At 45.5% G+C, this 15845-nt stretch carries 14 protein-coding genes; 10 read left to right on the forward strand and 4 right to left on the reverse strand.

All coding sequences use genetic code 11. The annotated features are described in order from the left end of the window. Nucleotides 1-142: 142 nt before the first annotated feature. From hemG to pepQ, 4 genes are all read right to left on the reverse strand, one after another. Complete coding sequence (gene hemG, locus Q4549_RS20575; RefSeq protein WP_303554321.1) at nucleotides 143-676, reverse strand: menaquinone-dependent protoporphyrinogen IX dehydrogenase; 534 nt, start codon at nucleotides 674-676, stop codon at nucleotides 143-145. Nucleotides 677-678: 2 nt separating this feature from the next. Continuing rightward, the gene (locus tag Q4549_RS20580; protein WP_137673596.1) at nucleotides 679-2136 is read right to left on the reverse strand and encodes a TrkH family potassium uptake protein; all 1458 of its coding nucleotides are present in this window, start codon (nucleotides 2134-2136) and stop codon (nucleotides 679-681) included. Nucleotides 2137-2205: 69 nt separating this feature from the next. Continuing rightward, nucleotides 2206-2835 (reverse strand): YigZ family protein, encoded by a 630-nt coding sequence (locus tag Q4549_RS20585; protein ID WP_368411622.1) that lies wholly within the window; start codon nucleotides 2833-2835, stop codon nucleotides 2206-2208. After that, a complete protein-coding gene (pepQ, locus tag Q4549_RS20590) occupies nucleotides 2826-4151 on the reverse strand; it encodes a Xaa-Pro dipeptidase (RefSeq protein WP_303554319.1) in 1326 nt (441 codons plus the stop codon). Before pepQ ends, Q4549_RS20585 begins: the two co-directional genes overlap by 10 nt. 271 nt (nucleotides 4152-4422) lie before the next feature. Here pepQ and fadB point away from each other — a divergent pair, with 271 nt between their 5' ends. From fadB to glyQ, 10 genes are all read left to right on the forward strand, one after another. Then, on the forward strand, nucleotides 4423-6582 hold the full coding sequence (fadB, locus tag Q4549_RS20595; protein WP_303554317.1) for a fatty acid oxidation complex subunit alpha FadB: 2160 nt from the start codon (nucleotides 4423-4425) through the stop codon (nucleotides 6580-6582). Nucleotides 6583-6596: 14 nt separating this feature from the next. Next, entirely contained in the window at nucleotides 6597-7760 is a 1164-nt protein-coding gene (fadA, locus tag Q4549_RS20600) for an acetyl-CoA C-acyltransferase FadA (protein WP_303554314.1), read from the forward strand. A 130-nt stretch (nucleotides 7761-7890) separates the two neighbouring features. Beyond that, a complete protein-coding gene (locus tag Q4549_RS20605) occupies nucleotides 7891-8607 on the forward strand; it encodes a response regulator (RefSeq protein WP_137673591.1) in 717 nt (238 codons plus the stop codon). Next, nucleotides 8597-10036, forward strand: a complete 1440-nt coding sequence (locus Q4549_RS20610; protein ID WP_303554312.1) for an ATP-binding protein — start codon at nucleotides 8597-8599, stop codon at nucleotides 10034-10036. The genes Q4549_RS20605 and Q4549_RS20610 overlap by 11 nt, the downstream gene beginning before the upstream one ends. 137 nt (nucleotides 10037-10173) lie before the next feature. Next, entirely contained in the window at nucleotides 10174-11424 is a 1251-nt protein-coding gene (locus tag Q4549_RS20615) for an ABC transporter substrate-binding protein (RefSeq protein WP_303554310.1), read from the forward strand. Nucleotides 11425-11530: 106 nt separating this feature from the next. Continuing rightward, entirely contained in the window at nucleotides 11531-12403 is an 873-nt protein-coding gene (locus Q4549_RS20620) for a carbohydrate ABC transporter permease (protein ID WP_201798740.1), read from the forward strand. Between the two features lie 2 nt (nucleotides 12404-12405). After that, a complete protein-coding gene (locus Q4549_RS20625; protein ID WP_137673587.1) occupies nucleotides 12406-13260 on the forward strand; it encodes a carbohydrate ABC transporter permease in 855 nt (284 codons plus the stop codon). A gap of 6 nt (nucleotides 13261-13266) precedes the next feature. Then, entirely contained in the window at nucleotides 13267-14379 is a 1113-nt protein-coding gene (locus Q4549_RS20630) for an ABC transporter ATP-binding protein (RefSeq protein ID WP_303554308.1), read from the forward strand. A 174-nt stretch (nucleotides 14380-14553) separates the two neighbouring features. After that, entirely contained in the window at nucleotides 14554-14805 is a 252-nt protein-coding gene (gene tusA, locus Q4549_RS20635; protein ID WP_137673585.1) for a sulfurtransferase TusA, read from the forward strand. Between the two features lie 131 nt (nucleotides 14806-14936). After that, nucleotides 14937-15842: a glycine--tRNA ligase subunit alpha gene (gene glyQ, locus Q4549_RS20640; RefSeq protein WP_303554306.1), complete on the forward strand. Its 906-nt coding sequence runs from the start codon at nucleotides 14937-14939 to the stop codon at nucleotides 15840-15842. Nucleotides 15843-15845: the final 3 nt, after the last annotated feature.

A 15845-nucleotide genomic window follows, 5' to 3' on the forward strand; every position in this document is an offset into this window, starting at 1 on the left:
GCAGCGCCGCTTGCCGTGTCAGTGGAGTCGCATTATAGGGATCCGCGATTTTGGTGCAAGCGTTTTTTGAAGAAAATTGAAGTTTTTTGTTTAAGTGTTCAAAGCTTGTGCAAGAACACTTAAAAAACGCTCAGATTGTTGTTTATTCATGCAGATTTGCGAACTCTGTCGCGAATTCATCTACTTTATCCCAATCGGTTAATTCGATATCTTGGCTTTTATCTGTGCTTCCGCCGGTCATCTTCATAATCAGTTGAATTAATAATGCTTGCCACCATGTGTATCGAGAATACAGCAAGGCGCCGGCAAACACTGCTTGAAGTTTAGGGGTCCAAGCTGCCGTTTGATTTAGCTTCTTCATATACACACTCGTTTCAGGAGTATTCTTCTCTGGCTTACGTGCAGTTAAACATACCCCAAAAAATGCTACTGGCAGTTTGGCGAGCTGTTGTTGGTACTCAGAAAGCATTGCAAATAACTGCGGCCTAAACTTTCCGTAACGAATAGACGCACCAATAAGTACTTTGTCGTAACCTTCTAATTCAAGAGTTAGCTTACTCTCTTCTATATTGAGGTAATCTGCGCTCTCGATAGCGTCAGCTTGTTGAGCAACAATATGTTTAGCTATCTTTAAGGTTTGCCCTTCACAGCTTGAATACAGTACCAGTAGTTTCATGATTAACTTTTCCAAAAGGCAGGTGTAAATAACACCAATAAGGTAAATACTTCTAAACGTCCAAATAGCATTGCAGTAAGCAACACCCATTTACTCGCGTCGGTAATGTCTGAGTAATGCACCGCCACTTGGCCCAGCCCTGGCCCCAAGTTATTTAAACAAGCGACTACAGCTGAAAATGCCGACAGTTCGTCCATCCCCGCCGCAATAAGCCCTAACATACAAATAACAAACACTAAGGTATAAGCAGAGAAAAAGCCCCAAACTGCTTCAAGCACGCGGTCTGGCAGTGCTTTATTGGCCAGCTTAATTTGAAATACCGCTCGCGGATGGACTAAGCGTTTTAACTCTCGCATCCCCTGCAGGCTTAACAAGAATACTCGGATAACCTTTAAGCCCCCTCCCGTTGACCCTGCACAGCCGCCAATAAAACTAGAAAATACCAGTAGTACAGGCAAGAACAGCGGCCACTCAGAGAAACTGGTTGTTGTAAAACCGGCAGTGGTAGAAATGGAGACAGACTGAATAAAGGCTTGGTCTAAGGCCACAGTAGGCGAACTATAAACTTGCTGAGCGAGTAAAATTGCCACACAAATCAGGGTTAGACTCATTTGTATAAAGAAGAAGGCACGACACTCAGGATCGAGAAAATAGTACTTAAAGGTAATGGCTCGGCCATTAATGGCAGCAAAGTGTAAGGAAAAGTTAATCCCAGAGATGATAAGAAATACTGCACAAATGGTATTGATTAATGAGCTATCGAAATGGCCAAGGCTGGCGTCGTAAGTGGAGAAACCACCAATAGCGATGGTAGAGAAGGCATGGCATATCGCGTCGAACAAAGACATTCCCGCTAGCCAAAACGCCACCGAGCAACTAATGGTGAGAAACAGATAGATGTACCACAGCACTTTGGCGGTTTCTGCAATCCGCGGAGTCATCTTTTTATCTTTTACTGGCCCAGGGATCTCGGCGCGATAGAGTTGCATGCCACCAACACCAAGAATAGGCAGCACCGCCACCGCAAGAACAATGATTCCCATCCCCCCTAACCACTGCAGCATTTGCCGATAAAACAATATGCCTTTGGGCAGTTCTTCTATGCCTACAATAACCGTAGCACCGGTGGTAGTAAGCCCAGAGAAGGACTCAAAGAAGGAGTCGGTAATCGACATATTGGGGTTTTCGGTCAGAATAAACGGCAACGCACCTACACTGCCTAGTACTGTCCAGAACAGCACCACAATTAAAAAACCCTCTTTGGCTTTTAATTCGGTTTTTTGATGACGTTGGGGGAACCACAACAGAAAGCCGGCACTAACACACAGTGCAAATGCCGCCATAAAGGCTTTACCCGCACCATCTTTATAAACAGCCGCCACCAAGGCCGGAACAATCATAGCGAGACTAAATAGCATTACTAGAAGCCCAACGATCCTAATAATCGCTCTGATTTGCATCCGTGTCGTTTCTCTGTCTAAATAAAGTTTATGCTGTATATCTTGAAGTAAAGCGCCACACAAGACAACTTAAGACAACAGCTTACTCACGCTAATTTGCCCACTTGAGACATTAATGAGTTGCTGTTTAAAGGACTCATATTCGCTTAAGGGGAGGCTTACCTGCATTTGCGCAGAATCTGAAAACTGAGTATCCAGTTTGCTGGCTTGAAAGCGGCTAAGCAGCATTTCAACTTGGGTAGTAAAAGCATAGTCAAAGGTTAAGCAACACTGACCACTAGCCACAACCGTTTCGGTATTGACTAGTTTTAACGCTTGTTGAACGCCACCACCATAAGCTTTAACCAAACCACCAGTACCCAATTTTATTCCGCCAGAATAGCGAACTACCACTGCCAGTATTTGCCCTAAACCACTCCCTTGTAATTGAGCCAACATAGGCTTACCAGCAGTGCCCGAGGGCTCGCCATCATCACTGAAGCCTAAACATTGGCTGTCGTTTGGATGACCCGCCACAAAAGCCCAACAGTGATGACGAGCTTGAGGGTGTATTTGTTTTATTTCTGCCAACTGCTGTTGAGCCATTTGCCGATTAGCCACCGGAATAAGGTAGCTAATAAAACGACTACGTTTAATAGTTTCTTCAGTGCTAACTTGCTCAATAGGTCGTAAATAGTCGCTAGTGTGTGCTATTTCCAATTCTGCTCTCGGGTTAAGTTGTTGCAAGCTTGCGCGGTAACCACCACACTGTCCTCAATGCGAATGCCGCCAAAGCGACGCATTTCATCAACCCGTGACCAATTAATCAAGCGGGTATGCTCAGATTCAGCCAGTTCACTCAACAAACTTTCAATAAAGTACAAACCAGGTTCAATAGTTAATACATGACGCGGCTCGATGATGCGAGTACAGCGCAAAAATGGATCGTTGCTAGGAGCAGCTTGAACCTCACCATCTTCATTTAGCATAAAACCACCTACATCGTGCACCTGCAAACCCAAGTGATGTCCTAAACCATGCGGGAAAAAGCATCGAGTAATGCCTTTCTCAACCGCCGCAGCTGCGCTGCAATAAACAAACTCAAAGTCCACCAGCAACTTTGCTAGCTGACGATGGGCTTTTAGGTGTAAGTCGGTATAAGGGTGACCAGGTTTTAAATCAGCAATTAGGGCTAACTGCAATTTGTCCATCTCGGCCACCAGCTCAGCAAACAAGCCTTTTCGATAAGCGTAAGTACGGGTGATGTCTGCCGCGTAGCCACGATATTCTGCCCCCGCATCAATCAATAACGAGTAGTGTTGTTGTTCTGCCAGTTTCTTTGCACTTAGGGCTGTGTAGTGAAGAGTGGCTGCGTTTTCGTTTAGGGCAATAATGTTGGAGTACGGTAGTGAGTGCTCACTTTTTCCTAAGCTAGACAAATACGCCAAGTTAATTTCAAACTCAGAAGCGCCAGCAAAGAACAAGTCCTTGGCGACTAAATGTGCTTTTACTGCTCTTCGGTTCGCTTCGCCAATGCACTCTATTTCGTAATCGGTTTTATAGGCGCGGTAGTAATGCAAATAGCTTAGTGTTGATTCGGGATTACGCTCACCAATGGCCAAGGCTTCTGCTAACTCAGGATGCTCACCAATATAGGCGCAACGATTTCTATTACTGGGCAGGAACGGTTCTATGTCTTGCGGGTTTGCCATCAACTTAATATTAAAGCTATCTACCCAAAAGCCTTCAGGATCCCCCGCGGCTTTATGCCAATAGTCACTCGGTTGGTGATAAATAAGCGTGGGTTTAGTGTGACCATCAACCACTAGCCAACAATGTGGATGAGCGGTTAGTGGCAACCAATGTTTGAAATGCGGATTTGTTTTGAAAGGGTAATGCTGGTCATCAAGAAAGGTTCTAAGGGGATAACCCGAGTGAATAATCAGCGCCTCTAGATTCTCTCGCTCTAATACATCAGCCACCCGATGCTGTAGTTGCTCGATATGCTGAGTAAACAGTTGATGAATAGTTGGCATAGCACCCTCTCTACGACTATTAATTAGCTATTTAGTTATAGCGCATTTAATAAACAGATTGTTGGATCTAGAGCAGTTAATTGACGATTTCTTGCTGGAAACAAGTTGCAGTGACCCATTCGTTTTGTGCGGCTTCCGACAAAAAATTAAACAAGTGTTTTAAATGGTCGTTATATTTGTTTTAATGTTTGAGTAACAAACTGATTACAAAATTAATCTCTAACCCCTACACAAAACTGGTGCAATGTACGCCAGCTACAAGGAGAGCAGAATGATATATCAAGGCGAGAACCTCAGTGTTCGCTATATTGCCGACGGTATCGCTGAACTAACATTCGATGCCAAGCAAGGAAGTGTAAATAAGCTCGACAAAAGCACTTTAGTCTCACTGGATGAGGCTATTACTGCATTGCAGCAGCAATCAGCTTTACAAGGTTTGTTAGTAAGTTCAGCCAAAGATGCCTTCATTGTTGGTGCTGACATCACCGAGTTTTTGGGCCTATTCGCCCTACCAGAGCAAGAGTTAGCCGCATGGCTAACCAAAGCGAATGACATCTTCAATGCCCTAGAAGATTTAGCCGTTCCAACTATTTCTGCGATTAATGGTTACGCCCTAGGTGGCGGTTGCGAATTTATACTGTCTACCGACTTACGTGTAGGCGAGCCGGGTGCGCGTATAGGCCTACCAGAAACCCAATTAGGTATTATGCCTGGTTTTGGCGGCACAGTGCGGTTACCACGAGTCATTGGCGCCGACAATGCGATGGAGTGGATTACCACCGGCAAAAACTACAAGGCTGCAGCCGCTCAAAAATTTGGCATGTTAGACGCCGTAGTCCCAGCAGAGAAATTGCGTGATGCCGCCTTAGCTATGTTGCAAGACGCCATTAGCGAAAAAATCAACTGGCAGAGTCGTCGCCAAGCTAAGTTATCACCACTAGCTTTAAACCAAATAGAAGCCACTATGAGCTTTAACTGTGCCAAAGGCATGGTGATCGCTAAAGCAGGCCCTCACTACCCCGCGCCGATCACCGCGGTTAAAACCATGGAAAAAGCCGCCCGTTGTGGCCGCACCGAGGCCCTTGCCTTAGAAGGCAAATACTTCATCGGTTTGGCTCAATCTGAGGTAGCCCAAGCCTTAGTCGGTATCTTCTTAAACGACCAACAACTTAAAGGCCTTGCTAAAAAAGCCTCGAAGAATGCCCAAAACATTAATCAAGCTGCTGTATTAGGCGCAGGTATTATGGGTGGCGGCATTGCTTATCAAAGCGCTAGCCGAGGCGTACCGGCAGTAATGAAAGACATTAACCAAGCGGCATTAGAGCTTGGCATGAATGAAGCCAGCAAGTTACTGAACAAGCAACTTGAGCGTGGCCGCATTGATGGCTTGAAGATGGGTAAAATTCTATCGGCCATTAACCCAAGCCTTAATTACGAAGCCATTGCTAACTGCGATATCGTAGTAGAAGCAGTAGTAGAGAATCCAAAAATTAAAGCGGCTGTACTACAAGAAGTAGAACAAAAAGTGTCTGAAGACACCATTGTGGCGTCTAATACTTCTACTATCCCTATCTCGCTACTCGCGGAAAATCTAAGCCGCCCAGAGAAATTCTGTGGTATGCACTTCTTCAACCCAGTGCATCGTATGCCGTTGGTCGAAGTGATTCGCGGTGAGAAGACCTCACAGGAAACCATCGACAGCGTAGTCGCCTACGCCGCTAAAATGGGTAAAACCCCGGTAGTGGTTAACGACTGCCCAGGCTTCTTTGTTAACCGCGTATTGTTCCCATACTTCTTTGGCTTTACTCGCTTACTCCAAGACGGTGCCGACTTTGTAAAAGTAGACAAAATCATGGAGAAGCAATTCGGTTGGCCAATGGGCCCTGCTTACTTACTTGATGTCGTCGGCATTGATACCGGCCACCACGCCGGCGCGGTAATGGCAAATGGCTTCCCAGAGCGCATGAGCAAAGACGGTGAAGATGCCATTGATGTGATGTACCAAGCTGAACGTTTTGGCCAGAAAAATGGCTTAGGTTTTTATGCCTACACCAAAGATCGTAGAGGCAAACCCAAGAAAGATGCCGATCCAGCCAGCTACGACTTACTCAAGCAGATTTGCAACGAACGTTACGAATACAGCAGCGAGCAGATTATTGCTCGAATGATGATTCCAATGATTAACGAAGTAGTACGTTGTTTAGAAGAAGGCATTATTCAAAGCCCTGCAGAAGCCGATATGGCGCTAGTGTACGGCTTAGGATTCCCTCCTTTCCGTGGCGGCGTGTTCCGCTACTTAGATACCATGGGTCTTGATAAGTACGTAGCCTTAGCAGATCAATACGCCGATTTAGGTCCACTTTATCAAGTGACTGACGGCTTGCGCGCTAAAGCAGCGGCAGGTGAAACTTACTATGGCAAACAAGGCTAATGGAGGAACATAAAATGAAAGAAGTAGTGATTGTTGATTGTATTCGAACTCCTATGGGCCGCTCAAAAAATGGCTGTTTTAGAAATGTTCGCGCCGAAGACTTGTCTGCCCAGCTAATGAAAGGCTTGGTGGAACGTAACCCTAAACTAGACCCAAATGACATTGAAGATGTGTACTGGGGTTGTGTACAACAAACCCTAGAACAAGGTTTCAACGTAGCGCGTAATGCGGCGCTGTTAGCGGGTTTACCTCATTCAACGGGCGCAGTTACCGTAAACCGTTTATGTGGTTCGTCAATGCAAGCTTTGCATGACGCCGCTCGCGCAATTATGGCCGACCAAGGTGATGTATTTATTGTTGGAGGTGTTGAGCACATGGGTCACGTACCAATGAACCATGGCGTAGACTTTCACCCGGGTATGGCTAAATCGGTAGCCAAAGCTGCCGGTATGATGGGTTTAACCGCCGAATTGCTTTCACAAATGCACGGCATTAGCCGAGAAGCCATGGATGAGTTTGGTGCGCGTTCACACCGCTTAGCACATCAGGCAACCCTAGAAGGTCGATTCACCAACGAAATCTTCCCTATTGAAGGTCACGATGCAGACGGTACTTTAAAGTTAATTGAAACTGACGAAGTAATTCGCCCTGAAACCACAGCTGAAGGTTTGTCGCAATTACGCCCAGTATTTGACCCCGCCAACGGTAAAGTGACCGCTGGTACGTCTTCGGCTTTATCAGATGGTGCTTCAGCCATGTTGGTGATGTCGGCAGACAAAGCCGCCGAGCTGGGTTTAACCGTTCGCGCCAAAGTACGCTCAATGGCGATTGCTGGTTGCGATCCTTCTATCATGGGTTATGGCCCTGTACCTGCTACACAAAAAGCGCTTAAACGTGCTGGTTTAAAGGTAGAAGACATTGACCTATTTGAACTAAATGAAGCCTTTGCCGCGCAATCATTACCTTGCGTGAAAGATTTAGGGTTATTGGACCAAGTGGAAGACAAGGTTAACTTAAACGGTGGCGCTATCGCGTTAGGCCACCCACTAGGTTGTTCGGGCACCCGAATCTCCACCACCCTTATCAATCTAATGGAAGCCAAAGACGCCAAGCTAGGTGTGGCCACCATGTGTATTGGTTTAGGCCAAGGTATTGCCACGGTATTTGAACGACCATAAGCAAGCTTTAACTCAAAAATGGGAGCGTTGAGCTCCCATTTTTTTTACTCACGCTCCGCAGGCATTTTTCCTAAGCCGGTTGTTTGTTATCCTTAACGCCACTTACTTCGCAAAAATAGTACAGAGGCCCATGGTTTTAGCTAAACAGTTATTGGTTGTTGATGATGACTTAGAAATTCGTAGCTTACTTGAACAGTATTTAAGTAAGTCAGGTTTTGATGTGATTAGCGCCAATGACGGTGAAGAAATGGCCAAATTGCTTGAAACCAATGATCCAGAACTGATCATTCTCGACATCATGCTACCGGGAGATGATGGCTTCACTCTGTGTCAAAAAATTCGCCGAACTTCAAACGTGCCTATCATCATGCTAACCGCTAACTCTGACGAAATGGATCGCATTGTGGGTTTAGAGCTGGGTGCCGACGATTATATTGGCAAACCGTTTAATCCGCGTGAACTACTGGCTCGAATCAAAGCCTTGTTACGACGCTCGCAAGTCACCGCCAATGCCCAGCAAAACACCCGCTACATTCGCTTTGGTCAATGGCGTTTAGACAGTCAAACACAACAGCTTGAGCATGAGGATGGCGACAAGCTTGAGTTATCGAGCAGTGATTACCGCTTGCTACAGCTGTTTTTGCAACACCCTAACGAAACCCTAGACAGAGATACCATTAGCGATGCGACTCGCGGTCGCGAAAGCCTGCCTATGGAGCGCGGTATAGATGTACAAATTAGTCGTTTGCGCCAGCGCCTCAAAGATGACGGCAGCCAAACTCGCCTAATTCGCACCATACGTGGCGTAGGTTATATGATGGTGACGCAAGTCAGCCATGAAGTTTAAGGCCTTTATTGAACGCATAAAGCCTAACTCGCTACTAGCGAGGATGCTGCTGTTACTGTTACTGGCCATTGGCTTAGCGCAAGGTGCCAGCAGCTTTATTTGGTTTTATCAGTTACGCCAATCAGAATCTGATGGCTTGCGCTCTACTTCGCAAAACTTGGCCTTGAGCCTAGCCTCTACGGTTACCTTTTTTGAATCGTTACCTTCTGAGTATCGGCACATCGTGTTGAATCAGCTTCGTAAAATGGGCGGTACTCGTTTCTTTGTCTCCTTGAACAAAGATTACATTAACATTGAATCTATTCCCGACAGCCACCGCAAAAACATTGTGATTCAAACGGTTGGCGAAGTATTACATCGTGAACTAAGCCGCAGCCCAATGATTGATGTTGATTTTTCCATGCCCGACAAGCTGCATGTTCTTAAAAATGACATTTTACTTAAAGATTTACCCTCTTCTTGGGCCTCACATACACTGCAAATTGAACCGCTAAATCCACCAATTTTAGTTACCCAAATCGAACTAGAGAGTGGCGAATGGATATACTTGGCCGCACTTTTACCCGCGCCTTACATGACGCTGCAAGACAATTTGCTGCCGCAAGATCGAGTGATGTTTATCGCTCTTATGACGTTCTTCTTGCTGCTGTTTACTTTTGTATTAGTGCGTAGACAAACTCGACCACTGCGGCGTTTAGCTAAAGCGGCTTCTCGGCTGACTATCGACTTATTCCAGCCGCCACTAACAGAAGAAGGCAGCGACGAAATCCGTAAGGCCACCCGCGCCTTTAATACCATGCAGGGTAAGTTGAAACGGTATATTGAAGATCGGGAATTGCTGTTCCGCTCTATCTCACACGATTTAAAAACACCGATTACTCGTTTGCGCTTACGCGCAGAGTTATTAGACGAAGATACCGTCATTGATGCCTTTAACCGTGATTTAGATGAACTGGAAATCATGGCCAAAGGCGCATTACAAACGGTAAAAGATACCGATATTCACGAAAACTTAAGTGATATAAACATAATGACTCACCTCAAACACTGCATAGAACCCTTCTCGGGTAAGGTGATTGTGTTTGGTGAGGCTCTTGAACCTTACCGCGGTAAGCCCTTGGCGATTAAGCGCTGTATTAGCAACCTGGTTGAAAATGGCATTAAGTACGGCAACGACATTGAGATTTACTTACTCGATGACGATGTAGAACTGTGTTTACTGTTTGTAGACCACGGCCCTGGTATTCCAGAGGAACGGATTAAAGAGGTATTTAACCCTTATGTTCGTATCAGCAAAGATGATTCAGGCTCCGGTTTGGGCTTAGGTATTGCCCGCAATATTGCCCACGCTCATGGTGGTGATATTACTCTGCAAAACCTGCCTCAAGGAGGTTTAGAAGTAAAACTCCAACTGCCTCACATAAAATAACCACTTTGTAACAACTTGGTTACAAAAGGTTACTTTGTTATCAAGCTGTTTCATCTAGTCTATTAATTAGCCAATCGCCTGCGGTAAAGATTGGTGAATAAGGAATGGAATTCACAAAAAATAACAAAGGCATCAATATGCGTAAATTTGCAACTCTAGCCTCTACCCTGGCACTTACTAGCGCGATTAACCTGGCATACGCAGGTGAAGTAGAAGTTTTACACTGGTGGACTTCAGGTGGTGAAGCCAAATCGGTAGGCGTACTTAAAGAAATGCTAGAAGCTCAAGGTCATTCGTGGAAAGACTTTGCAGTAGCAGGCGGCGGCGGTGAAAGTGCTATGACGGTATTAAAAACTCGCGCTATTTCAGGTAACCCACCAGCGGCAGCGCAAATTAAAGGTCATGATATTCAAGAATGGGCTGATCTTGGCTTCCTAAGCAACTTGAACGACGTGGCTAAAGCAGAAAAATGGGATGAGGTTGTTCCAGCAGTTGTCACGAATGTAATGAAGTTTAACGGTGACTATGTAGCAGTACCGGTAAACGTTCACCGAGTAAACTGGTTATGGGCAAACCCAGCCGTATTTGAAAAAGCCGGCGCTAAGATCCCTACCACCATGGATGAATTTTTTGTCTCTGCTGAGAAGCTAAAAGCTGCAGGCATTATTCCGCTAGCTCACGGTGGCCAAGCTTGGCAAGACGCCACAGTATTTGAAGCAATAGCCTTAGATATACTGGGTTCAGAAGACTACAACAAAGCGTTTGTAATGCACGATGATGCTGTACTTAGTGGCGACAAAATGGTGGAAGTTTTCACCGTATTCAAAAAAATGCGTAACTACATCGACAGTGACTCCCCAGGCCGCGACTGGAACATTGCCACCAGCATGGTGATAAATGGCCAAGCAGGCATGCAAATTATGGGTGACTGGGCGAAAGGCGAATTTATTGCTGCAGGCAAAGTACCCGGTAAAGATTTTGTTTGTTTACCAGCACCAGGTACCGATGGACAGTTCACCTTTAACATCGATAGCTTTGCCATGTTTGAGCTAAGTAATGCCGATAATGTGACTGCCCAAAAGAGTTTAGCGAAAACTATTTTAACCCCTGAATTCCAAGAGGTCTTCAACTTAAACAAAGGCTCGATTCCAGTACGTACCGATATGGATATGAGCAAATTTGATAGCTGTGCCTTAGATTCAATGGCTACCTTCAAGGCCAGTAATGCCTCGGGTGATTTGGTGCCAAGTATGGCCCACGGCCTAGCCACCACGGGTTATGTACAAGGCGCTATTTATGACGTAGTAACGAACTTCTTTAACGACCCTGATGGTGACCCTAAAGAAACCGTGACTAAATTAGCGCGTGTTGTTAAAGCCGCTAAGTAAACCTACCCACTTATCTAAATAAGTATCATGCTCCGGCCAGCCGGTCGGAGCTTGCACCTGCTATTACCTTGTTAGTTTGAACATGGCGTTCGAACGAGGCTGTACTATGTTTAATACCTTGCAAAAATGGTTGCCCAAAATCATCTTGTCACCTTCGATATTTTTGGTGACGGTATGTATTTATGGCTACGTAGCTTGGACTGGCTACCTTTCGCTGACTCACTCGCGTTTTTTACCTAATTTTAAGTGGGCTGGCTTACTGCAATACAACAAACTGATGGAGAATGATCGCTGGGTTACCTCCTGCATCAACCTGCTGATTTTTGGCGTACTGTTCATTATTATTTCAATAATTTTAGGCACCTTACTGGCTATTTTGTTAGACCAAAATATTCGCCAAGAAGGGGCTATTCGTACCATTTATCTCTACCCTATGGCCTTGTCGTTCATTGTAACTGGCACCGCTTGGAAGTGGATTTTAAACCCAGGGCTGGGCTTAGAGAAGATGATGCATGATTGGGGCTGGACCAGTTTTGAATTTAACTGGCTGGTGAGCAATGACATGTCGGTGTATACCCTGGTTATTGCTGCCGTGTGGCAATCTTCTGGCTTTGTTATGGCGATGTTTTTGGCGGGCCTACGCGGCATTGATTCAAGCATTGTTAAAGCAGCACAGATCGACGGCGCCAGCATGCCCACTATTTACTGGAAAATCATCCTGCCTTGTTTACGTCCGGTCTTTTTCAGTGCGGTGATTATTACCTCGCACATCGCGATTAAGAGTTTTGATTTAGTGACCGCACTCACCTCCGGTGGGCCGGGTTACTCGTCAGACTTACCAGCACTGTTTATGTATACCCACGCCTTTACCCGCGGACAAATGGGCTTAGGTGCCGCCAGTGCGATGATGATGCTAGCCGGTGTACTCGCCATTTTAGTGCCGTATTTGTACTCAGAACTGCGTAACCGGGAGCAATAATCATGACTAAATTTTCACCGGGTCGCATCTTCATCTATTCAATATTAGTGCTGTTTTGCGCCATCTATTTAATGCCGCTATTAGTAATGCTACTTACCTCGTTTAAGTCTTTGCCGGATATTCGCGGTGGCAACTTGCTATCTCTGCCTGAAGTATGGGTATTTGACGCATGGTTTAAAGCCTGGGGCACTGCCTGTACCGGGGTTACCTGTGAGGGAGTAAAAGGTTATTTCTGGAACTCCTTTAAAATGGCGGTTCCTGCGGTTTTCATTTCAACCTTAATTGGAGCACTAAACGGCTACGTTATTGCTCATTGGCGCTTTAAAGGCTCAAACCTATTTTTTGCCTTAATGCTATTTGGTTGCTTCATACCTTTTCAAGTGATCTTGCTGCCCATGGCCGCCACCTTAGGTAAGTTTGGCTTGGCCAATACCACCACCGGCTTAGTGTTTGTGCACGTTGTCTACGGTTTGGTATTTACTACCCTATTCTTCCGCAACTTCTATGTATCGGTTCCCGGGGAATTAGTTAAAGCGGCTAAGCTCGACGGCGCAGGCTTCTTCACTATTTTCTTCAAAATTATGCTGCCTATTTCTAAGCCCATCATCATGGTGTGCATCATTTGGCAGTTCACTCAAATTTGGAACGACTTCTTGTTTGGAGTGGTGTATTCGGGCTCCGATTCACAACCCATTACGGTCGCGTTAAACAACCTAGTAAATACCAGCACCGGAGTGAAGGAATACAACGTGGATATGGCCGCTGCCATTATTGCTGCGCTACCCACTCTGTTTGTCTACGTAGTAGCTGGAAAGTATTTTGTGCGCGGGTTAACCGCTGGCTCAGTAAAAGGATAAGAAACAATGGCGACCTTAGATATAAAACAACTCTACAAACGCTATGGTAAAAGTGCCCCTAATACCCTGGAAGACATTAATATCTCGATTAATGCCGGCGAGTTTTTAATTTTAGTGGGTCCCTCTGGCTGTGGTAAATCTACACTCATGAATATGATTGCCGGCCTAGAAGAAATAACTAGCGGCGACATTTGCATTGACGGAAAAGTGGTTAACGATGTAGACCCCAAAGATCGCGACATCGCTATGGTGTTTCAATCTTATGCGCTATATCCAAATATGACCGTTCGCGGCAATATCGAATTTGCCCTAAAAATTCAAAAAATGGATAAGGATGCCCGCGAAACTGAAATAACTCGAGTCGCGCAGTTACTGCAAATTGAACACCTGTTAGACCGTAAGCCTTCACAGCTCTCTGGCGGTCAGCAACAGCGAGTATCAATGGGACGCGCCCTAGCCCGCCAACCCAAAATCTATTTGTTTGACGAACCCTTGAGTAATTTAGATGCCAAACTGCGCGTAGAGATGCGCCACGAGATTAAAAAGCTACACCAACGTTTAGGCACCACCATTGTATATGTGACCCACGACCAAATTGAAGCAATGACCCTAGCCGATAGAATTGCCGTGATGAAAGACGGCCAGCTCTTGCAACTAGGTAGCCCCTCAGAGATTTATAACGATCCTGCTGATATGTTTGTCGCTGGTTTTATGGGCTCTCCTGCAATGAATTTTTTACACTGCAATGTTGAGCAAAGTGAACATGGCTTGATGGGTTCATTGGTATGTGACCAACAACAGCAACATCATATTCCGCTACCAGAGCACCTAGGCAAATATGCAGGTAAATCATTAGTGGTAGGCATAAGGCCAGAACAAATAACCCATGTGAATCCTTACAAAAAAGACAAAGCCTTAGTCACCACCCTTAACTTGAAGCTAGGTGTGTTAGAACCTACCGGCCCCGACACCATTGCCTTGGTAACCTTGAATGGCAAGGAAATTAGTTGCCGACTCGACCCCGATAAACCAGCAACAATGGGAGAAAACCTAGATTTAATGTTTGATCTGTCTAGCGCAGTGTATTTCGACCCGAATAACGAACAGCGCATTCGCTAAATATTTGTTGCACCGCTCACTTTTGTTATCCCTGTAATCAAGAGGCTTCGGCCTCTTTTCTTTTATCTGATCATCACTCTCTACAAGTTAAACTGTCAATCGTCAATGCTGACAGCTGCCACTTTTCAACCAGCTGTTATACAATGACAAAGTAGCAAAAAGAGACCTCGTTTGATGAGCAATAACACAGAATTTAGCCAAGCCGATCACCAACTAAATGCGTTGGGCCTGCGCTGTCCAGAACCGGTGATGATGGTGCGCAAAGCCATTCGTAACATAAATATCGGCGAAACCTTGCTGGTGCAAGCCGACGATCCGTCCACCACTCGTGACATGGTAAGCTTTTGTGAGTTTATGGATCACACCTTAGTGGCCAAAAAAACCGACCAAACTCCCTTTCAATATTTGATCAAGAAAGGTAGTTAGCCGAGTTTGTTTCAAAAAAGTCTAATTTATCAGCGATTCCCGATACAACAGCACTAGGGTCTGCCTGCGTGCTAGGGTATACTCCGTCAGTTATAAAACCGATTATTTTTCATACGCGCGACACTAAAATCATGCATAAATACGATATTAAAACCTTTCAAGGCCTTATTTTGGCCCTGCAAGACTACTGGGCTCGTCAGGGCTGTGTTCTTGTTCAACCTTTAGACATGGAAGTAGGTGCAGGCACCTTTCATCCGCAAACATTTTTGCGCTCTATCGGTCCAGAACCGATGTCGAGTGCTTATGTACAACCATGTCGTCGTCCAACCGATGGCCGTTATGGTGAAAACCCTAACCGCTTGCAGCATTACTACCAATTTCAAGTAGTGATGAAGCCTTCTCCAGATAACATTCAAGAGTTATACCTAGGTTCTTTAGTAGAACTAGGCATTAACCCTGAAGTTCACGATATCCGCTTCGTAGAAGATAACTGGGAATCGCCAACTTTAGGTGCTTGGGGCCTTGGCTGGGAAATTTGGTTGAACGGTATGGAGATTACTCAGTTCACTTATTTCCAACAAGTGGGTGGCTTAGAGTGCTCACCAGTAACCGGTGAAATCACCTACGGTTTAGAGCGCTTAGCGATGTACATTCAAGGCGTAGATAGTATCTACGACCTAGTGTGGACCGACGGGCCAATGGGTAAAGTAACCTATGGCGATGTGTTCCACCAGAACGAGGTTGAGCAATCAACCTACAATTTTGAACACGCCGACACTACAGCGCTATTTGCACAATTCGATCAGTGCGAAAAAGACAGCCAAAAATTAGTTGAAGCTGGTTTACCTTTGCCCGCTTACGAACAAGTAATGAAAGCGTCTCATGCGTTTAACTTACTTGATGCTCGTCATGCCATCTCGGTCACCGAACGCCAACGCTACATTTTGCGCGTTAGAGCGTTATCAAAAGCCGTAGCGGAAACCTATTACAGTGCGCGAGAAGCGCTTGGTTTCCCTTTATGCAAAGACAAGAAGTAACGG

Origin of the sequence: Agarivorans sp. 2_MG-2023 (assembly GCF_030548085.1) — a bacterium.
GTDB lineage: Bacteria > Pseudomonadota > Gammaproteobacteria > Enterobacterales > Celerinatantimonadaceae > Agarivorans.